This window comes from Pseudomonas sp. SWRI99 (assembly GCF_014270125.1).
Taxonomy (GTDB): domain Bacteria; phylum Pseudomonadota; class Gammaproteobacteria; order Pseudomonadales; family Pseudomonadaceae; genus Aquipseudomonas; species Aquipseudomonas hamedanensis.
The window spans coordinates 203,683-228,347 of record NZ_JABWQR010000001.1 but is presented as its reverse complement, the minus strand read 5'-3'; the positions used below and the strand labels follow the sequence as shown (position 1 = coordinate 228,347).

General features: G+C 59.7%; 26 protein-coding genes, 1 tRNA gene and 1 pseudogene. 11 read left to right on the top strand and 17 right to left on the bottom strand.

Annotated features, from left to right (window positions below):
* Positions 1-258: 258 nt before the first annotated feature.
* Positions 259-1,650, top strand: coding sequence for a GABA permease (gene gabP, locus HU743_RS00970; RefSeq protein WP_186548465.1), 1,392 nt, complete (start codon positions 259-261; stop codon positions 1,648-1,650).
* A gap of 70 nt (positions 1,651-1,720) precedes the next feature.
* Here the strand turns inward: gabP and vapC are convergent, their stop codons facing one another.
* The 12 genes and pseudogenes from vapC to HU743_RS00910 all read right to left on the bottom strand — a co-directional run bounded on the left by vapC (position 1,721) and on the right by HU743_RS00910 (position 10,368).
* Positions 1,721-2,128, bottom strand: a complete 408-nt coding sequence (gene vapC, locus HU743_RS00965; RefSeq protein ID WP_186548463.1) for a tRNA(fMet)-specific endonuclease VapC — start codon at positions 2,126-2,128, stop codon at positions 1,721-1,723.
* On the bottom strand, positions 2,128-2,358 hold the full coding sequence (gene vapB, locus HU743_RS00960) for a type II toxin-antitoxin system VapB family antitoxin (protein ID WP_039756568.1): 231 nt from the start codon (positions 2,356-2,358) through the stop codon (positions 2,128-2,130). The genes vapC and vapB overlap by 1 nt, the downstream gene beginning before the upstream one ends.
* Before the next feature lie 164 nt (positions 2,359-2,522).
* Positions 2,523-2,975 carry a hypothetical protein gene (locus HU743_RS00955; protein ID WP_186646192.1) on the bottom strand — a complete coding sequence of 151 codons (453 nt, stop codon included), beginning with the start codon at positions 2,973-2,975 and terminating at the stop codon, positions 2,523-2,525.
* 6 nt (positions 2,976-2,981) lie between these two features.
* Positions 2,982-3,401, bottom strand: a complete 420-nt coding sequence (locus tag HU743_RS00950) for a hypothetical protein (RefSeq protein ID WP_186646189.1) — start codon at positions 3,399-3,401, stop codon at positions 2,982-2,984.
* A gap of 28 nt (positions 3,402-3,429) precedes the next feature.
* Positions 3,430-4,404: an alpha/beta fold hydrolase gene (locus HU743_RS00945; protein WP_186646187.1), complete on the bottom strand. Its 975-nt coding sequence runs from the start codon at positions 4,402-4,404 to the stop codon at positions 3,430-3,432.
* 67 nt (positions 4,405-4,471) lie between these two features.
* A pseudogene (locus HU743_RS00940) lies at positions 4,472-5,516 on the bottom strand (PDDEXK nuclease domain-containing protein).
* A 179-nt stretch (positions 5,517-5,695) separates the two neighbouring features.
* On the bottom strand, positions 5,696-6,043 hold the full coding sequence (locus HU743_RS00935) for a hypothetical protein (protein ID WP_186646185.1): 348 nt from the start codon (positions 6,041-6,043) through the stop codon (positions 5,696-5,698).
* Positions 6,044-6,168: 125 nt separating this feature from the next.
* Positions 6,169-6,244 (bottom strand) — tRNA-Phe (locus HU743_RS00930).
* A gap of 91 nt (positions 6,245-6,335) precedes the next feature.
* The gene (locus HU743_RS00925; RefSeq protein WP_186646183.1) at positions 6,336-6,608 is read right to left on the bottom strand and encodes an oxidative damage protection protein; all 273 of its coding nucleotides are present in this window, start codon (positions 6,606-6,608) and stop codon (positions 6,336-6,338) included.
* Positions 6,605-7,672, bottom strand: a complete 1,068-nt coding sequence (mutY, locus tag HU743_RS00920) for an A/G-specific adenine glycosylase (RefSeq protein WP_186548447.1) — start codon at positions 7,670-7,672, stop codon at positions 6,605-6,607. Before mutY ends, HU743_RS00925 begins: the two co-directional genes overlap by 4 nt.
* Positions 7,669-9,885 (bottom strand): AsmA family protein, encoded by a 2,217-nt coding sequence (locus HU743_RS00915; protein WP_186646181.1) that lies wholly within the window; start codon positions 9,883-9,885, stop codon positions 7,669-7,671. Before HU743_RS00915 ends, mutY begins: the two co-directional genes overlap by 4 nt.
* A gap of 78 nt (positions 9,886-9,963) precedes the next feature.
* Positions 9,964-10,368, bottom strand: coding sequence for an acetyl-CoA sensor PanZ family protein (locus HU743_RS00910; RefSeq protein ID WP_186646179.1), 405 nt, complete (start codon positions 10,366-10,368; stop codon positions 9,964-9,966).
* A gap of 221 nt (positions 10,369-10,589) precedes the next feature.
* Here HU743_RS00910 and HU743_RS00905 point away from each other — a divergent pair, with 221 nt between their 5' ends.
* The 7 genes from HU743_RS00905 (at position 10,590) to HU743_RS00875 (ending at position 16,551) form a co-directional block, all read left to right on the top strand.
* Entirely contained in the window at positions 10,590-12,254 is a 1,665-nt protein-coding gene (locus HU743_RS00905; protein WP_186619440.1) for an OFA family MFS transporter, read from the top strand.
* Between the two features lie 262 nt (positions 12,255-12,516).
* On the top strand, positions 12,517-13,110 hold the full coding sequence (gene hisB / locus HU743_RS00900) for an imidazoleglycerol-phosphate dehydratase HisB (protein WP_007909204.1): 594 nt from the start codon (positions 12,517-12,519) through the stop codon (positions 13,108-13,110).
* Positions 13,110-13,748 carry an imidazole glycerol phosphate synthase subunit HisH gene (gene hisH, locus HU743_RS00895; protein WP_186548441.1) on the top strand — a complete coding sequence of 213 codons (639 nt, stop codon included), beginning with the start codon at positions 13,110-13,112 and terminating at the stop codon, positions 13,746-13,748. Before hisB ends, hisH begins: the two co-directional genes overlap by 1 nt.
* Positions 13,749-14,009: a DUF2164 domain-containing protein gene (locus HU743_RS00890; protein WP_186646178.1), complete on the top strand. Its 261-nt coding sequence runs from the start codon at positions 13,749-13,751 to the stop codon at positions 14,007-14,009. It begins immediately after the preceding gene.
* Between the two features lie 103 nt (positions 14,010-14,112).
* On the top strand, positions 14,113-14,862 hold the full coding sequence (hisA, locus tag HU743_RS00885) for a 1-(5-phosphoribosyl)-5-[(5-phosphoribosylamino)methylideneamino]imidazole-4-carboxamide isomerase (protein WP_186646177.1): 750 nt from the start codon (positions 14,113-14,115) through the stop codon (positions 14,860-14,862).
* Between the two features lie 90 nt (positions 14,863-14,952).
* A complete protein-coding gene (gene hisF / locus HU743_RS00880; RefSeq protein WP_186646176.1) occupies positions 14,953-15,723 on the top strand; it encodes an imidazole glycerol phosphate synthase subunit HisF in 771 nt (256 codons plus the stop codon).
* 72 nt (positions 15,724-15,795) lie between these two features.
* Positions 15,796-16,551 carry an ABC transporter substrate-binding protein gene (locus tag HU743_RS00875; protein WP_186548434.1) on the top strand — a complete coding sequence of 252 codons (756 nt, stop codon included), beginning with the start codon at positions 15,796-15,798 and terminating at the stop codon, positions 16,549-16,551.
* On the opposite strand, the gene HU743_RS00870 is transcribed toward HU743_RS00875, so the two are convergent.
* The 5 genes from HU743_RS00870 to gpmI form a co-directional block, all read right to left on the bottom strand.
* The gene (locus HU743_RS00870) at positions 16,532-17,845 is read right to left on the bottom strand and encodes a Vps62-related protein (RefSeq protein ID WP_186646175.1); all 1,314 of its coding nucleotides are present in this window, start codon (positions 17,843-17,845) and stop codon (positions 16,532-16,534) included. The two genes, HU743_RS00875 and HU743_RS00870, sit on opposite strands and share 20 nt — an antisense overlap.
* A 118-nt stretch (positions 17,846-17,963) precedes the next feature.
* Positions 17,964-18,740 carry a divergent polysaccharide deacetylase family protein gene (locus HU743_RS00865; protein ID WP_186646174.1) on the bottom strand — a complete coding sequence of 259 codons (777 nt, stop codon included), beginning with the start codon at positions 18,738-18,740 and terminating at the stop codon, positions 17,964-17,966.
* Positions 18,741-18,742: 2 nt separating this feature from the next.
* Positions 18,743-20,062 carry a S41 family peptidase gene (locus tag HU743_RS00860; protein ID WP_042608642.1) on the bottom strand — a complete coding sequence of 440 codons (1,320 nt, stop codon included), beginning with the start codon at positions 20,060-20,062 and terminating at the stop codon, positions 18,743-18,745.
* 31 nt (positions 20,063-20,093) lie between these two features.
* Entirely contained in the window at positions 20,094-21,380 is a 1,287-nt protein-coding gene (locus HU743_RS00855) for a murein hydrolase activator EnvC (protein WP_186646173.1), read from the bottom strand.
* A 252-nt stretch (positions 21,381-21,632) separates the two neighbouring features.
* On the bottom strand, positions 21,633-23,162 hold the full coding sequence (gene gpmI / locus HU743_RS00850) for a 2,3-bisphosphoglycerate-independent phosphoglycerate mutase (RefSeq protein WP_186646172.1): 1,530 nt from the start codon (positions 23,160-23,162) through the stop codon (positions 21,633-21,635).
* Positions 23,163-23,315: 153 nt separating this feature from the next.
* Here gpmI and HU743_RS00845 point away from each other — a divergent pair, with 153 nt between their 5' ends.
* Genes HU743_RS00845 through secB form a run of 3 tightly spaced genes read left to right on the top strand, consistent with a single transcriptional unit; the run spans position 23,316 to position 24,528 of the window.
* Entirely contained in the window at positions 23,316-23,729 is a 414-nt protein-coding gene (locus HU743_RS00845) for a rhodanese-like domain-containing protein (RefSeq protein ID WP_186533775.1), read from the top strand.
* A gap of 1 nt (position 23,730) precedes the next feature.
* Positions 23,731-23,985, top strand: a complete 255-nt coding sequence (gene grxC, locus HU743_RS00840; RefSeq protein ID WP_186631995.1) for a glutaredoxin 3 — start codon at positions 23,731-23,733, stop codon at positions 23,983-23,985.
* A 57-nt stretch (positions 23,986-24,042) separates the two neighbouring features.
* On the top strand, positions 24,043-24,528 hold the full coding sequence (gene secB / locus HU743_RS00835) for a protein-export chaperone SecB (protein ID WP_016772114.1): 486 nt from the start codon (positions 24,043-24,045) through the stop codon (positions 24,526-24,528).
* Positions 24,529-24,665: the final 137 nt, after the last annotated feature.

The following is a 24,665-nucleotide window of genomic DNA, read 5'->3' as shown; positions in this document are numbered from 1 at the left end:
GCACTTTTCAGGTGTGTTTCTGGTGCGCGAATTCGTCTTGAAAGTGAGTCGCAGGGTAACGCTTGGGCGAATAGCCATTAAACACAAGGACTTGCATCGAAAGCTGAACCACCCGCCACGCCCCCGGCATGCAGGGATTTGAAACATTTTGGCGCAAATCTTGCGTGCAGAATAAGGAACAGCCCGTTGGATTCTTTTTACGAGAAAGGATTTTCAGACGGGCCGGATGCACTCGCTTTCCTTGCAAAGGTAGTTTCGATGAGCAGTATTCCAAGCTCCAACGGCCTCGAACAGGGGCTCAAACCGCGTCATGTGACCATGTTGTCTATCGCCGGTGTGATCGGCGCCGGTCTGTTCGTTGGCTCCGGCCATGCCATTGCTGCCGCCGGCCCCGCTGTGCTGCTGGCCTACGCTGCTGCCGGTACGCTAGTGGTGCTGGTGATGCGCATGCTCGGCGAAATGGCCGTGGCCTCGCCGGACACCGGCTCCTTTTCAACGTACGCCGACCGCGCCATCGGCCACTGGGCCGGTTTCACTATCGGCTGGTTGTATTGGTGGTTCTGGGTCCTGGTCATTCCGCTGGAAGCCAACGCCGCCGCGACCATCCTGCATGCGTGGTTCCCGGGCGTCGATATCTGGGCCTTTGCTTTAGTCATCACGATGTTGCTGACCGTGACCAACCTGTTCAGCGTGAAAAATTACGGCGAGTTCGAGTTCTGGTTCGCCCTGATCAAAGTGCTGGCGATCATTGGCTTTATCGGCCTTGGCCTTGCGGCGATTTTCGGCTTCCTGCCGACCAGTCAGGTCAGCGGCGTGTCGCATCTGTTCGACAGCGGTGGCTTCCTGCCGAACGGCATGGGTGCTGTGCTGGGCGCGATCCTGACCACCATGTTCTCGTTCATGGGCACCGAAATCGTCACCATCGCGGCGGCGGAATCGAAGAACCCGGGCCAACAGATTTCCAAGGCGACCAACTCGGTGATTTGGCGGATCGGCCTGTTCTACCTCGTGTCGATCTTCATCGTCGTGGCGCTGGTGCCATGGAACGATCCGACACTGGCCAACCTCGGTTCGTACCAGACCGTGCTTGAGCGTATGGGCATCCCGAACGCGAAAATGATCGTCGACATTGTGGTGCTGGTCGCGGTGACCAGTTGCCTGAACTCGGCGCTCTACACCTCTTCGCGCATGCTCTTCTCCCTCGGCAAGCGCGGCGATGCGCCGGCCATGTCGACCCGTACCAACAAAAGCGGCACGCCTTACTGGGCTGTGATGCTGTCGACCGGCGCCGCGTTCCTCTGCACTTTCGCCAACTATGTCGCTCCGGCTGCGGTGTTCGAATTCCTGCTGGCCAGCTCCGGCGCCATCGCCCTGCTGGTGTATCTGGTGATCGCGTTCTCGCAACTGCGTATGCGCAAACAGCGCATGGCGCGGGGCGAAAAAATCGTCTTCAGCATGTGGCTGTTTCCAGGCCTGACCTACGCGGTGATCATTTTCATCATCGCGGCGCTGACCATCATGCTGTTCCAGGAAGCGCACCGCGTGGAAATCCTCGCGACAGGCCTGCTGAGCCTGATGGTGGTGGCCGCCGGTCTGCTGGTGGCGCGTCGTCGCAAGCTGGAAAAGCGTGGCGCGGTGGTGTTGAACTGATCCATTACGCGTAATGCAAAACGGCCGCTGTCAGTGACGACAAGCGGCCGTTTTTGTTTGTGAGCTTTGCTCAGTCGGGATAAACCCAGTCCTCAATACGCAATCCGGAAACACGTTCAAATTCCCGCACATTGTTCGTGACCACGATAAGTCCAAGTGACCGCGCGTGGCCTGCGATCATTTGGTCGTACGGCCCTATCGGTGTTCCCGCTTTCGCAAGTTCAGATCGAATCATCCCGGTCTGTGCGGCTGCGTCATTGTCGAAAGGCAAGACTTCCAGTCGCGCAACGAAACCTTCGACGATCGCCAGATTCTTTTCCGGGGCCGCGGACTTTTCAGCACCGTAAATAAGCTCCATAAGCGTGATAGCGCTGACGCACAATTGCCCGGAATGTCGATTGAAAGCTTCCCGGACAACCTGTGGTTTGTTCTTGATGGTGAAGATGCAGATGTTTGTATCTAGCATGTATTTGATCATCAGAACGACTCGCGCTCCTGATCAGTGGGTTGCTCACGGTCAGCCATGAAATCAGGGCTGACGCTGTCGCCATCAAACCAGCTATCCCAGCTTTCTCCAGCAGGCGTAATGACGCGTGTTCTGCCAATCGCAATGACTTCCACTCGTTTAACGTCGCCGGGCATCGCAACTGCCTTTGGCAGCCGAACTGCCTGACTTCTGTTGCTCATGAAAATTGTGGTCTGTTCCATATTTGACCTCTGGGTCTGATCCTGTGATGGCCTAAGGATAAGTTGTGCTCGGGATATGTCAACGGGATATACACTGTCATCGGACAAAGGGTAGCTAAGCCATCCAAACAAAAAACGGCCGCTGTCAGGGATGACTCGCGGCCGTTTTGATTTCTGAGCAGCGGTTATTCGCTCTTTTCTTCCTGGTTGTCTACCGACTTCCCATAAGCATCCAGCGCCACCCCGAAATCGGTGATGAACTGCGGCTCGCTCAGCCAGGCCTGGGCTTCTTCGATGGTCATGCCATCGGCCCACATGCGATAGTCGATCAGCATGTCGGCGGCCAGGTGGGTGGCGGCCATGCCTTCGTTGTCGGCATTTTCCATGTCGAGCAATTCAGGGTGATCAACGATGATGAACGCCAGTTCGCGCAGCAGGGTCAGCAACATCTCGTTGCGGCTGACGGCTTCCGCGTCGCGCATTTTGCTGAACATCGCCAGGGTGTATTCCGGGATCGGCTCGGCGAGGTGGCCGAGGTCTTCGTCCTGATCCAGCGGTTTGCGCCCGACCATACGTATTTGCTTGGCTTTGGCCTTGGCGCGTTTGGCGCGTTTCTGTTGCTTGTTCAGGGATGCCATGGGAACTCAGTTCTTCTGTTGGGTTTGTGCGGCAATCGCGTCGGACGCCGCCACATAGTCGGCCTGGAAGGCCGGGGATTCGATCCACGCCAGCGCGCCGGCCTCGTCGGTTTCCTGCGACCACTGGCGATACTCGATCAACGCCGCGAGGATGAAATCCATCGCGCCTTCTTCGCCTTCCTGCTCATACACCAGCTCCAGCAGCGGGTCTTCAAGGAAAGCCGCGCACATCGCTTGTTGGCTGATCTTCTCGGCGTCGATCATTTTCTTGAACAGTTCGGTCAGGTCCACCGATTCGAAATCGATGCGGTCGTCGTTCGGGTCGAGTTCGACCGGCGTTTCGGCGCGCTTGGTGCGGTTCTGCTTGGCCTTGGCCTTGGCTTTGGCCCGGGTGGCGCGTTTTTGCTGCTTGTTGGCGGAGGCCATGATCTGTTCCGTGGTGCGTTGAGAGGGCTCAGCTGCAGGGCACTTGCCGCCCGGGCGTATCGCGGGGCAGTGCGCCAGTTTGCAGCCAGGTCAGAGCGATGGGCCATAGTGTGGCTTGGTATGCGCTGCGAAAAAAGGCGAAATGTCCGACTCGTTGCTCGTCGATGTCCTGCGGCGCGATGCGCAGGTGGGTTTTGGCCGCGTTGCTGAAGTAGCCGAGCAGGCGTTCGATGGCCGGGATTGTGCCATAGGGATCGTCGCTGAGGCTGATCGCCAAGGTCTGCGCGCGGACGCTGGCGAAGGGCAGCGCGGCGCTTCTTTGCAGCAGGGCGCGACCGCTCGGACGTTGCTCGTAACGCGCCGTGGGCGTGCTCCAGTCGCGTACCACGCCCGCTGGCGTGTCCTCCAGCCAGCCGAGCCGCTTGCCGGGGAAATAGCCGCAGAGCAGCGTCATCAAAGGCATCACCACATGCCACTTGCCGAACATTCGCCAGCGCTGCTCGGGAGCGTAATCGCGCCAGTAGGCGAACTGTGCACCGACGGTGACCAGCCGTCGGATCACTTCGCCCGATTCGGCCAGGCCCGCCGCGCAGCCGCCGAAACTGTGGCCGACCACATCGATGGGCTGGCCGGGAAATTCCCGTTGCGCACGTTTGAGCATCGCTTCGAAATCCAGCGCGCCCCAGTCGCTCCATGACGCGTTGAAGCCTTTGATCGAAGCGCGGCGCGATTCGCCGATGCCGCGATAGTCGTAGATCATCACGTCGAAGCCGTGGCTGAACAGATAGGCTGCGAATCGTGAGTAGTGGCGACAGCGCACAGACGTGGCGGCGTTGATGATGACCACCGGGCGTTGCGGATCGGACAATTCATGGCGCCAGCTAAAACCACCGAGTGGATAACCGTCGGCGGCGGTTTCCTTGAAGGAAATACCTTCGCTTGCAGTCAGAACCGGTTGGCTCGATTCGGCGTCTTCCAGTTCGGTTGTGTGCTGGCTGCTCATGGCGCTCGACCTCGGCGGAGAGTTGCCAACGATAGTCTCAGCGTTGCCCGAGAACAATCCAGCCGGTTTATTCAGGGGATTGGGTGAGCATGCGTTCTTCAATCAGCGCCTGTTCGCGGTTCAGTTCGGCGCGTAACTCTTCTTCGCTCGGCAGTATCGTCTTGTAACTGCTGGCGAACAGTTGCTCGTTGCCTTTGAGCATCGAATAGCGCGCAACCGAGTCGTTGCTCTCGGCGCTGAGAATGATGCCGACAGTCGGCTTGTCGCCCTCGCTGCGCTTGAGCTCGTCGTACATGCGCACATACATGTCCATCTGCCCGACGTCGCGGGCGCTGAGTTTGCCGCGTTTGAGGTCGATGATCACGAAGCACTTGAGCAGGTAGTTGTAAAACACCAGATCGATATAGAGATCGACGCCGTCAGTGCTGATGCGTTGTTGCCGAGCGACAAAGGAGAAGCCTTTGCCCAGTTCAAGCAGAAAGCTTTGCAGGTGATCGATGAGAGCTTGTTCGAGCCCGCTCTCTCTGACTTTTCCCGCCGAGGGCAGGCCGAGGAATTCGAGCATGACCGGATCGCGAATGAATTCCCGTGGATTGCATTTCATCGCGTTGATGTTGATGGTCGCTTCCTCGACCACTTCGGTTTTGTCCTGACTCATGAGAAGGCGCTCGTAATAGAGCGTCAGGATCTGCCGATCAAGGGCGCGGCTTGACCAGTTGAGGTCGGCACATTCGTTCATGTACCACAGGCGCGCTTTCTCACTTTCGACGCGTAGCAGGCGACGGTAATGGGTCCAGCTCAATTCGGAACGCACTGCGTTCCAAATTGGAAAAGACTGATAGAAGCTGCGCATATATCGCAGATTGCGTTCATCAAACCCCTTCCCAAATTGCCCCGTCAGGTCCTTCGCCAGCAGCGCCATAGCCCGCACGCTGAGCGCCTTTTTGCTCAAACTCGACAATATGCCGGCCGATCTGCCAGCAAGTCTGCACTTGAATCGTATCAACCGCTCGCAACACTTTTTGCCGGGCCTGGCGAATCAGCTCGCCCAGTTCGCCCAGCAGTGAATCGATTTTCGGGTCTTGCGTTTCAGCAGGTTTGAGCTGGCTCATCGGGTCTTCCGCGTCAGGGTGAACAGACGCAAAAGCATGACGATTGTCGCGGTTTGGATATGTCGGGAGAGACGGTGAAGTCCGCAGGAAGAGGAGATTGCTATTGCAGGACGTTGCCCAGGACCAAGGCTTTGCCGGGCAGACGTCTGTAGTCCGTTTCGTACGCTTGACGGCAACCGTTAGCGCGAACGCGATTTGCGTTTGGTTCTGGCCGCAGGTTTGTCGATCCTCGTCAGTCTGTGCCACGCCAGGCCTGCGGCCAGCAGCAACACGCCGAACAGACCTTGAAGGATGACATGAAACCAGTACGCGCCCGGTTGCCCGGCGAGGGTGTAGACCTTGGCCGGCCCGCCGCGCGTGGCGGTGGTGATCGTCTCGTGGATAACGCCGTCGATGGCGGAGTAGCCCAGCAGCGCGCCGGTACCGATTAGAAACAGGCAAATCATGATCGCCAGTCCTCTGGACACCAGGCCTTCCCGGGGCGGCGGCGGATGGGGCAGGGGCACGCGGGTTCGTTTGTGGTTCATCGCGGGGATAACCCTCTTCCGTAAGGGGCGGTGATGGTAGCGCGGATCAAGGGTCCGGAAACCACCCTGACTAAATCGCAGGCATAAAAAAACCCTGAATCTTGCGATTCAGGGTTTTCGGTATTTGGTGCCCAGAGACGGAATCGAACCGCCGACACGGGGATTTTCAATCCCCTGCTCTACCGACTGAGCTATCTGGGCAACGGGGCGCATTAAAAGGGTTTTTCGGATTTACGTCAACGACTTTTTGAAAATTTCTTAAATTAATTCCGTCGCTTACGAAAATCGCAGGTTATTCGCTGGGCGGCACGTAGCCTTCGGCCTTGGCGTATTCCTCGCCGGAGAAGTACTTGTCCATTTCGCCTTGGAGGTATTTGCGATCTTCGGCATTCATCATGTTCAGGCGCTTTTCATTGATCAGCAGGGTCTGGTGTTTCTGCCAGTCGGCCCAGGCCTTGGCGGACACGTTGTCGTAGATGTCCTGACCTTTGGCGCCCGGGAACGGTGCGCGCTCAAGGCCTTCGAGTTGTTCTTTGTACTTGCGGCACATTACGGTGCGGGTCATGGCGATTCTCCTGCATTCAAGACGGCGGCCGCGCGTTCGAGCAAGGTCTTGACCGGGGCGGCGAGGCCCAGGCGCGGCGGGGTGGCGAGGTTATACCAGAGCCAGTCGGCCTCGGCCACGTGGTGGCTGGCTTCCTGCACCTGGACCAGCCAGGGTTCGATGGACAGCTGGAAATGGCTGAACGTGTGGACGAGGCTTGGCAGCGCCTGCTGTTGGCCCATTGTCAGCGAGTGTTGATCGGCCAGATGTTGCAGATCGTCGAGGTCGTCAAGTTCCGGAAGGCTCCACAAACCGCCCCACAGGCCCGTCGACGGGCGGCGGTAAAGCAGGATCGCGCCCTCGTCGTTGGCGAGCATCGGCATCAATGTGCGTTTTTGCGGGATGGCCTTGCGCGGCTTGGGGATCGGGTAGCGGGTTTCCAGGCCGAGCATGTGTGCCTCGCAGCCGCGCTCCAGCGGACACAACAGGCAGCTCGGCTTGCTGCGCGTGCAGAGTGTGGCGCCGAGGTCCATCATCGCCTGGGTGTAGGCGTTGACCCGGTCGTGCGGGGTAAAGCGCTCGGCGTTGGCCCACAGCTGTTTGGCCACTTTCGGTTCGCCGGGATAACCCTCTTGCGCGGTGAAGCGCGCCAGCACGCGTTTGACGTTGCCGTCGAGGATCGGCGCGCGCAGGCCCATGCTGATGCTCGCGATGGCGCCAGCGGTGGACAGGCCAATGCCCGGCAGCTCGGTGAGTTTTTCCACATCCCGTGGAAATTCGCCGCCGTACTGGCTGACGACAATCTTTGCGGTTTTCTGCAGATTGCGTGCGCGAGTGTAGTAACCCAGCCCGGTCCACAGGTGCAGCACTTCATCCTCCGGCGCGGCGGCCAGTGCTTCGACCGTCGGCAGCGCGGCCATGAACCGGTCGAAGTAATTGAGCACGGTGCTGACCTGGGTCTGCTGCAGCATGATCTCCGAGACCCACACCCGATACGGGCTGATGTTCTGCTGCCAAGGCAAATCGTGGCGGCCGTGGCGGTCGAACCACTCCAGCACCGCCGTGGAAAACTGCTCCGCTGTCATCGCTTGAACAGCCCCTTCAATGCGTTTTTCAGTTCCGGGCTGACTTTGTCACCCAGTTTTTCGTCGATCTTTTCGCTGAGTTTGTTGCCGGCCAGTTTGCTCGCCACCTGACCGAGACGGTCATTGTCGATGCGGCACGCCTTCGCGCCCAGCTCCAGCGGGCCACGGCAGCGCAGCGGCCACTCGATGCCGACGAATTTATCGCCGACCTGACAGGCCGGGTCGGGCATGGCGCTGGTGTCGCCTTCGACGATGATGCCGACGCGATAATCCATGCCCAGCACGCGCAGGTCGATATCGCCGTCACCGTTGACGGTCATGCCGGGGATACGCACTTTCAGGTCCGGGTTGCTGGCGACGCCGTTGCGCACGGTCAGATTGCCCTTGAGTTCCTCGAACGGCGTGTCTTTGCCTCGAGGCTCGCCGCTGAGGGTTTTGCGATTGAGCGTGGCGATGCCTTTGCACAATTGCTGCTCAAGGTTGGCGTTGAGCAACACACCGTTGTTGATGACGAAACTGGCGTTGCCGTTCAGTGTGTCGATCAGCGCCTGCTGGCTGTTGCCGCTGCCGGTGACGGTGCTGGTGAGAGTCACCAAGCCTTTGACCGGCGGATTCTTGCCCTGGCTTTCGATGATTTTTTCCGCCGGAACGCGATTGAGGCGGGTCTGCAAATTCAATACGGGGGCGCTTGGGCGCACGTCCAGCGTGCCGTTGGCGACGAAACCGCCGTTGTACAGGTCGCCACTGAGATTGGTCAGGGTCAGCAGACCGCCCTGGCCGTTGGCTTTCAGCGCAGCGTTCTGGATCGGCAGTTTGTCGAGGGTCAGTTGGCCGAAGGTCAGGTCGGCATCGACGTCGAGTTTGGCCAGGCGCTCAACCGGCAGCAGGCGTTCGGTGCTCCAGGCGGTTTTGCTCGGTTTATCCGGCAGTGGCGTAGTACCTGCCACGGCACCTGCCTCGGTATTGGCGACTTCAGCCTGACGTGTTTGCGTGGCGCTATTGGCCTGAGCCGATTTCGGTGGCAAGTAGCGGTCGACGTTGAACGTGTCAGCCTTGAGGATCGCGCGTAGCGACTGTTTGGCGAAGTCTTCGATGGCGATGCGTCCGCTGAAACTGCTGTCGTCGAGTTTCAGGTTGATGTTGTCGAACGACAGACTGGTCGGGGTAGCCGCAACGCGGCTGACCAGCTCGACCTTGCTCAGGCTGCCTTCGCCCATCTTCGGCAAGGTCTGGCCGATGCTGTCGACGAACTTCGCCAGATCGAACTGGGCGATGGAGATACCACCGCTGATCTGTGGTGTCTTGTCGAGGTCGTTGGCTTTCAGCTCACCCAAGGCCCGCAACTGGTTGGCGGAGATCTTGATGCCGGTCCATTCGGCGACGTTTGCTGCCTTGTCCAGCAAGAACTGGCCTTGGGCCGAGAAGGTCATGGTCTTGCCTTGCAGCGGATCGCCGGCGAGTTCACCGGACAGCTTCAGGTCTTCGAGCTTGTAGCGTTGCAGGGCGCGTTCAAAGCGCAGTTCGCCACTGAGCTCGGTGCGCACGCGCAGCACCGGCTGGTTTGTGCCGAGGAACGCGGTGGCCTTCACCGGAATGTTGGTCGAATCGTGGACCGGGCCGGTGCTCAACTGGATGCTTTCAGCGCTGAACTGCTTGCCGGTCAGCTCATCGGTGTATTCGACGCGGGCGTTGTTGACGGTCAGGCTGTCGATGTCGAGGCGAATGGGCTGCGCCGGTTTTTCCACGGCGACCGTCGGTTCGCTGGCGGCAGCGGCAGGCGTGGCTGGCGCAGTCGCGCCGGGCGCCACCGGCACCTTGCCGATGTCTTCCCAGTTGCCATGACCGTTCTTGTCACGGTTCAGGCGCAGGTTGAGACCTTCGACGCGCACGTCGCTCATCTGCACTTCGCGGCGCAGCAGTGGCAGCACGCGCACCGACAGGCCGAGCATCTGCAAGTCGGCAAACGGTTCGGCAGGCTTTGCCAGAGTGGCGACGCTGGCCTCGTGCAGTTCCAGGCCGAGCCAGGGGAACAGGCTCCAGCCGATATCGCCATTGAGCGTCAGCTCGATGTGGGCCTTGTCGCGGGCAATCTGGCGGATCTCGTCTTTGTAGTCGTTGGGATCGAAGAGGTGGGTCAGGGCGAAACCTGCCGCCACAATGATCAGCAACAGCCCGAGAAGTACCAGACCCAGGATTTTGCCGAACGCTTTCATGGGCGAGTCCTTGTAATTAGTCGAATTCGTCATCTAGCCGCGCAGTATAGCGCTGCAACGGCCTGCTTCGGGGTGGCGTCATGTGGCCAGTACCGTCAGCGGTACCTGTAACCTGGCGGCCAGAGCCTCAATCTCAAGATGCCCGGCAGGCGCCAGCAGGCGCAAGTCAGCCCCCGCTTGCGACGCCATTTTCTGCGCTTGGTTCACCAGGCGTTCAGCGACCCCGCGGCGTCGAGTAACTTTTCGTACGCATAAATGAGACAAATACCAAACGTCCTGGTGCCTTTGCAGGCGCCCGGCGCCGAGCAGCCGATCATTGAAACGCCCGGCAATAAAAGAACCATCCGCCAACGCAGTCTCGATCAGATCGGCCTCGGCGGAAAACGGTGCAAACAGCCATTGGGGCGCGTCGCGATAGATTTTCTGCAAATCCTGTTGATCCTTATAAGTGGCGTTTTTCAGCGTCTGGACAATGATTGGCATGCGTTTCCCCGAGGTGTAGAGATCAGATGACTGAAAAAAGGTGATATCAGTTTGGTTTTTCTGTCACCTGAGAATGGTAACCTTCGCCAGTTCGTCCGCCCTTCTGCGACTTAACGTCGCGCCTTCAAGGAGCTTCACCTAAAAAAACGGTCATGCCTGCGTGCATAAGGCCGAGGGTGAACAGTGGCTGGCGAACCATACTAATAATTGGGGGATACACAATGAGCACGAGCATTACGGCGGACGGTCTCGACACCGCCCAGCCTGGGTTCCTGTCCAAGGAACGCATTATCGCCAAGCCCGGTTTCAACCGCTGGCTGGTGCCACCGGCCGCGCTGGCCATTCACTTGTGCATCGGCATGGCCTACGGCTTCTCGGTGTTCTGGTTGCCGCTGTCCAAGGCATTGGGCGTTACCGCTCCAGTGGCTTGTGCACCGGACATGAGCTTCATCGCACAGGTGTTTTCTTCGAACTGCGACTGGCCGATCTCCATGCTCGGCTGGATCTACACGCTGTTCTTCATCTTCCTCGGCTGCTCGGCAGCGATCTGGGGTGGCTGGCTGGAACACGCCGGTCCGCGCAAGGCAGGCGTCGTCTCGGCCCTGTGCTGGTGCGGCGGTCTGCTGATTTCTGCGTTGGGTATCTATACCCACCAGATCTGGCTGATGTGGATCGGCTCCGGCGTGATCGGCGGTATCGGCCTGGGCCTGGGCTATATTTCGCCAGTGTCGACTCTGATCAAGTGGTTCCCGGACAAGCGCGGCATGGCGACCGGCATGGCGATCATGGGCTTCGGCGGCGGCGCGATGGTCGGCGCACCGTTGGCAACCGCGTTGATGAGCCACTTCGCTTCGCCAGAAGGTGTGGGCGTATGGCAGAGCTTCGTGGCCATGGCGGCGATCTACTTCGTGTTCATGATCGGTGGCGCTCTGTCGTACCGCGTGCCGCCAACGGGCTGGAAGCCTGAAGGCTGGACCGCGCCGGCGAAGAAAGCCTCGAACGCGATGATCACCAACCGTCACGTCCATGTGAACGTAGCGTGGAAAACCCCGCAATTCCGTCTGGTGTGGCTGGTGCTGTGCCTGAACGTTTCGGCGGGTATCGGCATCCTCGGCATGGCCTCGCCACTGTTGCAGGAAGTGTTCGGCGGCAAACTGCTGGGCGTTGACGTGCCGTTCGGGCAACTCGATGCAGGCCAGTTGGCCTCGATTGCCGCGATCGCAGCCGGCTTCACGGGTCTGCTGAGCCTGTTCAATATCGGTGGCCGCTTCTTCTGGGCTTCGTTCTCGGACTACCTGGGCCGCAAGAACACCTACTTTGTGTTCTTTGCGCTGGGTTTCGCCCTGTACGCACTGATTCCGAACATGGGCCATCTGGGCAACGTTGCGCTGTTTGTGGCGGCGTTCTGCATCATCCTGTCGATGTACGGCGGTGGTTTTGCCACGGTTCCGGCCTATCTGGCCGACCTGTTCGGTACGCAGATGGTCGGTGCGATCCACGGTCGTCTGCTGACTGCCTGGGCCGCTGCGGGTGTGCTCGGTCCGGTGCTGGTGAACTACTTGCGTGAATATCAATTGAGCATCGGCGTGGAACGCGCAGCTGCCTATGACATCACCCTGTATATCCTCGCCGGCCTGCTGGTGCTGGGCTTCCTGTGCAACCTGATGGTGCGCCCGGTGGCCGACAAGTACTTCATGACCGACGCCGAACTGGCGGCCGAACAAGCGCTGGGCCATGACAAGGGCGCTGATGCCAGCACCGTGCTGGAGTGGAAAGCCGCGCCGGGCAGCAAGCCGCTGGCTATTGCTGCGTGGCTGGTGGTCGGTATACCGCTGGCGTGGGGTGTGTGGGTGACCCTGCAGAAGACGGCGGTACTGTTTCACTAAGTAAAATGTAGTACCCCTGTAGGAGTGAGCCTGCTCGCGATAGCGGTCTGACAGTCACAGAAATGGTGACAGTCAGGCCCTCATCGCGAGCAGGCTCACTCCTACAGTTGTTTCTGGGTGCCTGTAATGGCTTGTATGGACATGTCTACCCGCGACAGCCGGGCATTCTATCCGTCAGGCATCTCACCTCTCGTGTTTCTGTTTGCCTCCTGCGTGCCTATAATGGCTGCCTTTTTCGCCCAATGATTTTGCGGAGCTGGTGATGGCCGAACGTAAGGCGTCTGTCGAGCGCGACACTCTGGAAACCCAGATCAAAGCCTCGATCAACCTTGATGGCACCGGAAAGGCCCGATTCGATATCGGTGTTCCTTTTCTTGAGCACATGCTGGATCAGATTGCCCGTCACGGGTTGATCGATCTGGATATCGAATGCAAGGGCGATCTGCATATCGACGACCACCATACGGTGGAAGACGTCGGTATCACCCTCGGCCAGGCTTTCGCCAAAGCCATCGGCGACAAGAAAGGCATCCGTCGTTACGGTCACGCCTACGTGCCGCTCGATGAAGCGCTGTCGCGTGTGGTCATCGACTTCTCTGGTCGTCCGGGTTTGCAGATGCACGTGCCGTACACCCGCGCCACCGTCGGCGGCTTCGACGTTGACCTGTTCCAGGAATTCTTCCAGGGCTTCGTCAATCACGCGCTGGTCAGCCTGCACATCGACAACCTGCGCGGCACCAACACTCACCACCAGATCGAAACCGTGTTCAAGGCTTTCGGCCGCGCGCTGCGCATGGCCGTCGAGCTGGATGAGCGCATGGCCGGGCAAATGCCGTCGACCAAAGGCGTTCTGTAATGCAGACGGTTGCAGTTATCGACTACGGCATGGGCAACCTGCACTCGGTGGCCAAGGCCCTGGAGCACGTTGGTGCTGGCAAGGTGCTGATCACCAGTGATGCGAACGTGATACGTGAAGCCGACCGCGTGGTCTTCCCCGGTGTTGGCGCGATTCGCGATTGCATGGCGGAGATTCGTCGCCTCGGCTTTGACTCGCTGGTGCGTGAGGTCAGCCAGGATCGGCCGTTTCTCGGCATCTGCGTCGGCATGCAGGCTTTGCTCGACAGCAGCGAAGAGAACGACGGCGTCGACTGCATCGGCCTGTTCCCCGGCGCGGTGAAGTTCTTCGGCAAGGATCTGCATGAAGACGGCGAGCACCTCAAGGTTCCGCACATGGGCTGGAACGAGGTCAAGCAGAACATCAGTCACCCGCTCTGGCACGACATTCCGGATCTGGCGCGTTTCTACTTCGTGCACAGCTACTACATCGCCGCCGCCAACGCGCGGCAGGTGGTGGGCAGCGGTCATTACGGGGTCGATTTCGCCGCAGCATTGGCCGATGGTTCGCGTTTCGCCGTGCAGTTCCACCCGGAGAAAAGCCATACCCACGGCCTGCAACTGCTGCAGAACTTCGCCGCGTGGGACGGTCGCTGGTAAATGGCTGCCAAGAAGTCCAAGCCGCCGATCCTGACGCTCACTGCCGAGCAGGAGAGCGAGGCCAATCGCAAGATTCAGCGGTTCATGGAAGACCGTTTCGAACTGCACCTGGGTTCATTCGAGGCGGCGGAAATTCTTGAGCTGTTTACCCGCGAGATTGCTCCGCACTATTACAACAGGGCGATTTTCGATGTGCAGACCCACCTCAAGGAGCGGTTTGAAAGCATCGAAAGTGACCTGTGGGCGCTCGAAAAAAATTAAGAGCAGCGGCAAGCGTCAAGCTGCTAGCTGCAAGAGATAGACGCGCGTGCGCGCTTGCAGCTTATGGCTTGCAGCTTGCCGCTCTTTTGACGAAGGAAAAAGCATGCTGATTATTCCCGCTATCGATCTCAAGGACGGCGCCTGCGTACGTCTGCGCCAGGGCCGCATGGAAGATTCCACCGTGTTCTCCGATGACCCGGTGAGCATGGCTGCCAAGTGGGTGGAGGGCGGTTGCCGTCGTCTGCATCTGGTCGACCTCAACGGTGCCTTTGAAGGTCAGCCGGTCAACGGCGAAGTGGTCACGGCGATTGCCAAGCGTTACCCGAGCCTGCCGATTCAGATCGGTGGCGGTATCCGCTCGCTGGAAACCATCGAGCACTACGTCAAGGCCGGCGTGAGCTACGTGATCATCGGTACCAAAGCGGTGAAGGATCCGGCGTTTGTCGCTGAAGCCTGCCGCGCCTTCCCGGGCAAGATCATTGTCGGTCTGGATGCCAAAGACGGGTTCGTCGCCACCGACGGCTGGGCTGAAATCAGCACCGTGCAGGTCATCGACCTGGCCAGGCAATTTGAAGCCGACGGCGTGTCATCGATCGTTTATACCGACATCGCCAAAGACGGCATGATGCAGGGCTGTAACGTACCGTTCACCGCCGCGCTGGCCGCTGCGACGAAGATCCCGGTGATCGCTTCCGGCGGCATCCATAACCTCGGTGACATCAAGTCGCTGCTCGACGCCAAGGCACCGGGCATCATCGGTGCAATCACCGGCCGGGCGATCTATGAGGGCACTTTGGATGTTGCAGAGGCTCAAGCTTTTTGTGATGGCTACGCGGCCAGCTCCAAGTTGTAAGCTGCAAGCTGCAAGTCAGAAACCCGACCGCGATCCGCTCTTCTTGCAGCTTGAGGCTTGAAGCTTGCAACTCTTAATCGGAGATTAAGCATGGCGTTAGCCAAACGCATCATCCCTTGCCTGGACGTGGACAACGGCCGGGTCGTCAAAGGTGTGAAGTTCGAAAACATCCGCGATGCCGGTGACCCGGTGGAAATCGCCCGTCGTTATGACGAGCAGGGCGCTGACGAGATTACCTTTCTCGACATCACCGCCAGCGTCGATGGGCGTGACACCACGCTGCATACCGTCGAGCGCATGGCCAGCCAGGTGTTCATTCCGCTGACCGTCGGCGGTGGCGTGCGCACCGTGCAGGACATCCGCAACCTGCTCAATGCCGGCGCGGACAAGGTGTCGATCAATACTGCCGCTGTGTTCAACCCGGAATTCGTTGGCGAAGCGGCGCAGCATTTCGGCTCGCAGTGCATCGTCGTTGCCATCGACGCCAAGAAAGTTTCCGGCCCCGGCGCAACCCCACGCTGGGAAATCTTCACCCATGGCGGGCGCAAGCCAACCGGCCTCGACGCGGTCGAGTGGGCAAAAAAAATGGAAGGCCTGGGCGCTGGCGAGATCCTGCTGACCAGCATGGATCAGGACGGCATGAAGAATGGCTTCGACCTCGGCGTGACCCGCGCCATCAGCGATGCGCTGGGCATCCCGGTGATCGCTTCCGGTGGTGTCGGCAACCTTCAGCACCTGGCTGACGGCATTCTGGAAGGCCATGCCAGCGCGGTGCTGGCGGCGAGTATTTTCCACTTCGGCGAATACACCGTGCAGGAAGCCAAGGCGTACATGGCCAAGCGCGGCATCGTCATGCGCTAAACATACAGGCCAGTGGACAGCATGGCGCACCCAAGGCACTCTTGGGCACGCCATGGATTCCGGTAGCCCGACATGATCAAACACCTGCTTCTTGTGCTTGCCAGTGCCTCGGTGTTGTTGTTCAACACCGCTCGGGCCGAAACCGGTCCCGCCACCGATCTGGTGCTGCTCACCGAAAACTTCCCGCCGTACAACATGGCGAAGAACGGCAAGAATTTCGCCCAGGGCGAGAACATCAACGGCATCGCCACCGACATCGTCCGCGAAATGTTTCAGCGCGCCGGCCTCACGTACAGCCTGACCCTGCGTTTCCCTTGGGAGCGTGTCTACAAGCTTGCGCTGGAAAATCCAGGGTACGGCGCCTTTGTGATGGCGCGTTTGCCCGATCGGGAAAACCGCTTCAAATGGGTTGGGCCGATCGGCCCCGACGACTGGATCCTGTTAGCCAGGGCCGACAGCAAGATCACCCTCCAAACCCTCAATGACGCCCGCCAATACAAGATCGGCGCCTACAAGGGCGATGCGATTGCCGAGACCCTGACCAAGCAGGGCCTCAAGCCTGTGGTGGTGCTGCGCGATCAGGACAACGCGAAGAAACTGGTCAACGGTCAGATTGATCTGTGGGCCACCGGCGATCCTGCCGGGCGTTATCTGGCACGGCAGGATGGCGTGACCGGTCTGAAGACCGTGCTGCGCTTTAACAGCGCCGAGTTGTATCTGGCGCTGAACAAGGAGGTTTCCGACGAAGTCGTGAACAAGCTTCAGACCGCGCTGGATCAACTGCGCAAAGAAGGTGTGGTCGATGAAATCATGGGGCGCTATCTGTAGCGACTGGCGCTTGTGCGAGCACTGGCTCGGCGGCGGTGCCTGTCACCGTCGGTTCCGGTGGCGTGTATTCACTGAAATGCAGGCTGCTGCAGTCGGTGTGACTGATGTCGCTGGTAACGCGACTACCGTCCGCGCGCAGCAGCGTGTAGTCACTTTGCAGCACATAGACCGCTAGTGCGCTGTTTCTGGGGACGATGGCGGCGACCTCGAGGCGCCCGGTGTCGTGCCATTGGTTCGAGTGGATGTCGCTGTGGGTGAATTCACCATTTAATCGCGCTTTGAACTGAAATGGCTGTGCAGCCTGGTTTTGCCATTGCGCATCAAACTCGATCGAGGTGAGTTCGCTGAACGCTAGCAAGCTGCCTGAGCGCTGACTGCGGGCGACGGTCCAGCGGGACGTGGTGGTAGCGTTTGTGCGGTTATGACTATGGCCGACGAGCTGATAATGATCCGAGCGCTGCAAGTCGTAGAAGGGCGAGTTACGCAGTTGCTCGGGTCGCGAGAGCTGCGGATCTTTTACCGTGAACCACGGCAGTCGGACGCAACCGGTCGGTTGCTCTGGTTTCTGCACAGAAGGTGGCGTTACGTCCCTGAGTACCGGGGCGGGAGGTAAAAGGCGGTTCTCGACCGGCATCCTGAAGCGCAATGAGTAGGCGAGAAAATGAGCCGGCCTGGAGTAACCGTTGAAGCCAAGAAACGTACCTGGCGCCAAGTGGATTTCATCCGCAGAGGGCACTGGAGGTATGGCGCCCCAGGCGCAAATGCTTTGTCGAGCTCCGCTGCCCTTGTCGGACCACAGCGGTTCGCCGGAGGCCGAAGCGGTAACCAGATCGGCGCGGACACAACGTATCGCGTTGAATGAAGGTTTGTCGTGGCCGTCGGAGCATACTGATCCCAGCGCCACGTAACCCTCGGGAGGAACAGGGCGCCAGATGGCCCCGTCTTTCTTCGATCCGGAGCCTGAATCCTTCCAGATAAGCTCGTAATCATCAGGCCGAGCCAGTGCTTTGCCTTTGGCCGGATCTGTACGGGCTGCTTCGTCCTCGCAAACCACGGCTACCACGTGTCTGCCGCTAATGTTTTTGTGCTCATCGATCACAACGTCGCCCAACGAAAAGAAGCCGGGAAGCACATCTGCTGGGGGCGTTGGACGCCAAAAGGCTGCTGGTTTTGCTCGCGAACCGGTGGTGTCCCAGATGCGCAGAAGTTCCGTTGTGAAATTGATCAGCAGGTTGTCGTAACGGATGGTTTTCATTTGCTCGGCCGAGACGGCCGTCTTGTCATGCGTGCTCATGGTCAATCCTCGATAGTTGAATGCGACTCGGGGGAGTCGCGACCTTTTGCAGGTCTCACTATCCGGATGCGGGCAAGGCCCATGGCGGTAACTATGTATGTTCACGCGTGACAGCGTATTACCGATACACGCCGCCCTTGCCATGACCCGCCATGGCGCGATTGCTGCGCACGCTGATCATTTGCCTGACATCGATCCAGTCGATGCCCTGCGCCTTCAGCTTCGGCAGTTCGCGTTCCAGCACTGCCAGGGTCTGCGGATACGGATGGCCGATCATGACTGCTGAACCCTGCCTGTGCGCCAATGCGATCGCGGTCTGAAGCTGATTGGTAATCGCCGCTTCGGTACGCTCGTCATCCAGAAAAACATCCCGCGAAACGCTGGCCAGATCGATTTTTTGCGCTTGCTGCGCGGCGACGGTCTGCGCGCTGGTGCGGCTGTCGACGAAGAACTTGTGCCGCCGCTGCAACTCACCCATCAGCCACGCCATTGCCGCTGGCTGTGCGGTCATGCGGCTGCCCATGTGGTTGTTTATACCGGCGGTGAACGGTACTTTTTCAAACGCGGCGTTCAGGCGTTTCTGCAGTTCTTCGATGGGCAGTTCAGGATGCCAGGCATAGGGGCCGGTGGCCGGGTCCATGGGCATGTGCAGGATGACGATCTTGCCGGCGCGATGGGCTTCGCGGGCAAACTCGGTGGCGTGAGGGGTGTCGGGCATGATCGCCGCCGTCACCGGGCCGGGCAGGGCAAGTACACGGCGATCCCGGGGCAGATTCTGCCCCAGATCGTCGATGATCAATGTCAGATAGGCCTTGTGCGGCGCTGGACTGGTGGGCTCTGCATGCGCAGCACCCGCCAGACAGCACAACAGGACGCCGAGAAAGCGCAGCAACATCCTCAGCGGCCGGAGGTAATGCTCAGCCCTTTGAGCAGGCTCAGGGCCTGGGCCAACTGGTAATCGTCATCCTGCGGCATGGCTTTGGCCTTGCCTGCGGAGCCGGAAGGTTTGTCGGCGCCGCCGTTGCCGTTGCCCAAGTGACCTTGCAGATCGGCTTCCTTGAAGTATTCGCTGTCGGCTTCGTTGGTGATCTTCGCGCGACGCACTTCGATGTCCGGGACGATGCCTTGGGCCTGAATCGAGCGGCCGTTCGGTGTGAAGTACAGCGCGGTGGTGATCTTCAGCGCGCGGTCGTTGTTCAGCGGCAATACGGTTTGCACCGAGCCCTTGCCGAAACTGGTGGTGCCCATGACCACGGCGCGTTTCTGATCCTGCAGGGCGCCGGCGACGATTTCCGAGGCCGAGGCGCTGCCACCGTTGATCAGCACGACCATTGGCACCGCTTCGCTTTCGTCCTTGCCGGTAGCCGAGAAACGCAACTCGGAGTTGGCGATTCGGCCTTTGGTATAGACAATCAGGCCCTTGGTGATGAAGTGGTCTACCACTTCCACCGCCGATTGCAGCACGCCGCCGGGGTTGTTGCGCAGGTCGAGGATGATGCCGTTGAGCTTCTTGCCGTTGTCCTTGCGCAGCTTGGCCAGGGCTTTGGAGACTTCTTCACCGGTCTTGACCTGGAACTGGGTGATGCGGATATAGCCGTAGCCCGATTCCAGCAGTTGCGCCTTGACGCTCTTCACCTGAATCACTGCGCGCGCCAGGGTCACGTCGAACGGCGTTCCGCCGTCGCGAACCAGGGTCAAGGTGATTTTCTGGCCGATCTTGCCGCGCATCTTGTCGACGGCTTCGGTCATGGTCTGGCCGCGGGTTGGCTGGCCGTTGATCTTGACGATGAAGTCGCCAGCCTGAATACCAGCCTTCGACGCGGGCGTGTCATCGATCGGCGAGACGACCTTGATGAAGCCGTCTTCGGCGCCGACTTCGATGCCCAGGCCGCCGAACTCACCGCTGGTGCTTTCCTGCAGTTCGGTGAAGTCTTCCGGGCCGAGGTAGGCCGAATGCGGGTCGAGGTTGCTGAGCATGCCCTTGATCGCGTTTTCCAGCAGGGTCTTGTCGTCCACCGGTTCGACGTACGCGGCTTTGATCCGGTCCATGACCTCGGCGAAAGTGCGCAACTCTTCCAGCGGCAACGGTGCCTTGGCGGTCGCGGCAGTGCCTGCCGGAGCGACGGTCGGGGCCGGTTGCGCGGCGAACGCCAGAGGCGCGCCGATCACCAGGGCGATCGTCAGGGCCAGCGAGGTAAGGCGGGACAAATGCAGCATGTCGAACGAACTCCTGAATTAGGTTACGTGCTTATCCTTGCGCACGACACCATTGCGCCGGATCACTCGGGTGACCCTGCTGACGAATTGCGAAATACAGCGCGGGCGTGTCCTGACCGCCACTGTTACCGACAGTGGAAATCGACTCGCCCGCTTTGACCACATCCCCCGCTGACTTGAGCAGCGTCTGGTTGTGGCCGTAAAGACTCAGAAAACCGTTGCCGTGATCAAGGATCACCAGCAGCCCGGCACCGCGCAGCCAGTCGGCAAACACTACGCGCCCGCCGTGTACGGCGTGCACCTGACTGCCGGCGGAAGCGCTGATCATCACGCCATCCCACTTGGTCCGGGCATCGTCGCCACGGCTTTCACCGAAGCGTGCGAGTAATCGACCATCAACCGGCCACGGAAGTTTTCCCCGGGTTGCAGCAAAAGGCCCGCCAAACGTTTCGCCGCTGCTCGATACCAGTGCGCCGGGGCTTGATCTGACGGGTTTGCGTGGGGCGTCGCTGGTGTCAGCCTGCGCCTCACGCAAGCGCTTTTTTTCCGCTTCCTGCTGGGCGATCAGCGCTTTTTGCCGCGCTTCTTCTGCCTCACGAGCCTTGCGGGCCAGGGTTTCTTCAATGGTTTTAAGGACTTTAGACAGGTCTGCCTGATCCTGCTCGCGGGCGGCAAGTTTCTGATCGCGGGCTTTCACGTCATCGTTGAGTTTGGCGAGGACCTGCTGACGCTCCTTGCGGACTTTCTCGAGTGCTTCGCGCTGGGTGTCGAGGTCGCTTTTCTGCACCAGCAGTTGCGCCTGCTGCAAACCGATGTCTTTTTCGACATTGGCCAACTGGCGCAGGGTTTCGTTGAAACTCTTTAACTGCTCCAGGCGCGCCTGGCTCAGGTAATCGTAATAGGTCAGGGTGCGGGCGAATTTCTCGGGATTCTGCTGGTTGAGCAGCAGTTTGAGGTATTCCTGGCGACCGTTCTGATAGGCCGCCCGGGCCTGAATGGCGATCAGTCGCTGCTGTTCAGTGCGCGCGCTCTGGAGTTTTTTTTTCTCTGCATCGAGCCGCTGCAGCTCGGCTTCGCTTTTCTGCAGTTCTTTCTGCAGCGCGTCGACCTGCTTTTGCAGCTTGCCCATCTCGGTTTCAGTGCCCTTGAGCTCTTTCTGCACGCCGGACTTTTCTTCCTGAAGCTTGCCCAGGAGTTTTTTCAACTCGGCAATGTCCTGACGCGTGGCGTCCAGTTGCTGTTGGGTTTGCGCGCGCTCGTCAGCGAAGGCCGGTTGGAGCAGGCAGGTCAGAGCAAGGGCGATCAGGACGCGAAGCATAGGGGCGGGCGGCACCAGGGTAAGGGACGGCCTAGTATGCCCGCCCGAGGCTGCAAAAAAAACGCCCAATTGGGGCTGTGTGATAACTGGACCAAGCAATACACCGAATTCCATTTCGAAAACTCCATAAACCACTGTGGGAGCTGGCTTGCCAGCGATGGCGTCTGCACATTCAACATAGATGTTGGCTGTAAGATTGCTATCGCTGGCAAGCCAGCTCCCACAGGGTTTTTCGGTGTTTGGGCTATTAGGTCAGACCAGGATCGACGTCCCGGTCATCTCCGCCGGTTTTTCCAGCCCCAGCAGCATCAGCATGGTCGGTGCCACGTCCGCCAGCACGCCGCCTTCGCGCACTTTCAGGTCGCGCTTGCCGACATAGATGAACGGCACCGGCTCGGTGGTGTGTGCCGTGTGCGCCTGGCCAGTGGATTCGTCGGCCATTTGCTCGACGTTGCCGTGGTCAGCGGTGATCAATGCTTCGCCGCCGACTTTTTCCAGCGCTTCAACAACACGACCGACGCAGGTATCCAGGCATTCAACGGCTTTTACCGCCGCGTCGAACACACCGCTGTGGCCGACCATGTCGCCGTTGGCGTAGTTGACCACGATCACGTCGTAGCGCTGGTTTTCGATGGCGTCGACGATGCGGTCGGTGACTTCCGGGGCGCTCATCTCCGGTTGCAGGTCGTAGGTGGCGACTTTTGGCGACGGGATCAGGATGCGCGCTTCGCCCGGGAACGGTTCTTCGCGCCCGCCGGAGAAGAAGAATGTCACGTGGGCGTATTTCTCGGTTTCGGCGATGCGTAACTGGGTTTTGCCGTTCTTCGCCAGATAATCACCCAGGACGTTTTCCAGGCTGCCGGCGGCGAAAGCCGACGGTGCCGCAATGCTGGCGGCGTATTGGGTCAGCATGACGAAGCCGGCCAGTTTCGGCTGGCGCGCGCGTTCGAACTCTTTAAAGTCGTCTTCGACAAATACGCGGGTCAGCTCGCGGGCGCGGTCGGCACGGAAGTTCATGAACACCACGGCGTCGCCGTCTTCGACTTTCACCGGCTCGCCGATGGAGGTGGCTTTGACGAATTCGTCGCTCTCGCCACGGGCATAGGCGGCTTCAAGGCCTTCCTGCGCGGTGGCGGCGTTGAATTCGCCGTTGCCATCGACGATCAGGTTGTACGCCTGGGCCACGCGGTCCCAGCGGTTGTCACGGTCCATGGCGAAGTAACGGCCGATGATGCTGGCGATCCGGCCTTTGCCCAAGGCCTGGAACGTTGCGTCGAGCAGTTCGATCGACGACGCGGCGCTTTTCGGCGGCGTGTCGCGGCCATCGAGGAAGGCGTGCAGGTAGATTTTTTCGGCGCCGCGCTTGAAGGCCAGTTCGGCCATGGCGATCAGGTGATCCTGGTGGCTGTGCACGCCGCCATCGGAGAGCAGGCCCATGAAGTGCACGGCTTTGCCGGCGGCCACGGCTTTGTCCACAGCGGCGCAGATGGTCGGGTTCTCAAAGAACTCGCCGTCGCGGATCGCTTTGGTCACACGGGTGAAATCCTGATACACCACGCGCCCGGCGCCGAGGTTCATGTGGCCGACTTCGGAGTTGCCCATCTGGCCGTCCGGCAAGCCGACGTCCATGCCGCTGCCCGAGATCAAGCCGTTTGGAACAGTGGCCCACAGGCGATCGAGGACCGGCTTCTTCGCCGCAAACACGGCATTGGATTCGGGGCTGTCGCTGTGACCGAAGCCGTCGAGAATCATCAGGACCAAAGGTTTAGGCGTAGTCGTCATGGAATCCACTCGTGGCTAATAAAGAAGAGGGCGATGCAAAACGGAGTTGGAGTTTAAAGCGAAGTTCCGACCGCGTCACCGCCGGACGGGGTTTGGCCGACCATAGTGGCTGTGTATACTGGCCGACATTTTAACGCCCTGGAACCTCCTTCGATGGTTGCTCACCTGATTGAATTTGCCACTAACCACTACATTCTTGTCGGTATCTTCGTCGTACTGCTGGCTCTGTTGCTGGCGCACACGATGCAGGGCGGCGGCAAAAGCCTGAGCACCGGCGAGCTGACCGCGCTGGTCAATAAAGATGCAGGCGTGGTGGTGGACATCCGTCCCGTCAAGGATTATGCCGCTGGCCACATCGTTGGCGCGCTGAACATTCCCCACGACAAACTGACTGCCCGCGTTGCCGAGCTGGAAAAGCACAAGGCCAAGACCATCATTCTGGTTGATGCCCTCGGTCAGACCGCCGGTACCCACGCCCGCGAGTTGATGAAGTCCGGTTTCACCGCCGCCAAGCTGTCCGGCGGGATTTCCAGCTGGAAAGGCGACAACCTGCCATTGGTGAAGTGATATGAAAGATGTCGTCGTCTACTCCAGCGATTACTGCCCTTACTGCTCCCGAGCCAAGTCTCTGCTCGTCAGCAAAGGCGTGGCCTTCGAAGAGATCAAGGTCGATGGCAAGCCGCAGCTGCGCGCCGAAATGACCAAAAAGGCCGGGCGCACGTCCGTGCCGCAGATCTGGATCGGCAGCCAGCACATCGGCGGTTGTGATGATTTATACGCCTTGGAGCGCGCCGGCAAACTCGACGCGCTGCTCAAGGCCTGAACGGCTGCACCCACGTACAGCACTCCCTAAAAGACCCAAGATCGATAAGGATCTGAGATGACTGACCAACAGAACACTGCAGCCAGCGAAGAAGAAACCGCACCGCAATTCTCCTTGCAGCGCATCTACGTACGCGACCTGTCCTTCGAAGCCCCGAAAAGCCCGGCGATCTTCCGCCAGCAGTGGGACCCGGCGGTCGGCCTGGATCTGAACACTCGTCAGAAAGCGCTGGAAGGCGATTTCTACGAAGTCGTGCTGACCCTGTCGGTGACCGTGAAAAACGGTGAAGAAGTCGCCTTCATCGCAGAAGTGCAGCAGGCCGGTATCTTCCTGATCAAGAACCTGGACGCGGCTTCGATGAGCCACACCCTGGGTGCGTTCTGCCCGAACATCCTGTTCCCGTATGCGCGTGAAACCCTGGACAGCCTGGTGACCCGCGGTTCGTTCCCGGCGCTGATGCTGGCCCCGGTGAACTTCGACGCCCTGTACGCGCAAGAGCTGCAGCGCATGCAGGAAAGCGGCGAGACCCCGACCGTTCAATAAACGGTCGATGCGTTGACGCAAGTCCAATGTGGGAGCGGGCTTGCTCGCGAATACGGTGTGTCAGGCGACATTGATGTCATCTGACACTCTGCATTCGCGAGCAAGCCCGCTCCCAAATTTGCTGATCGTTCCCACGC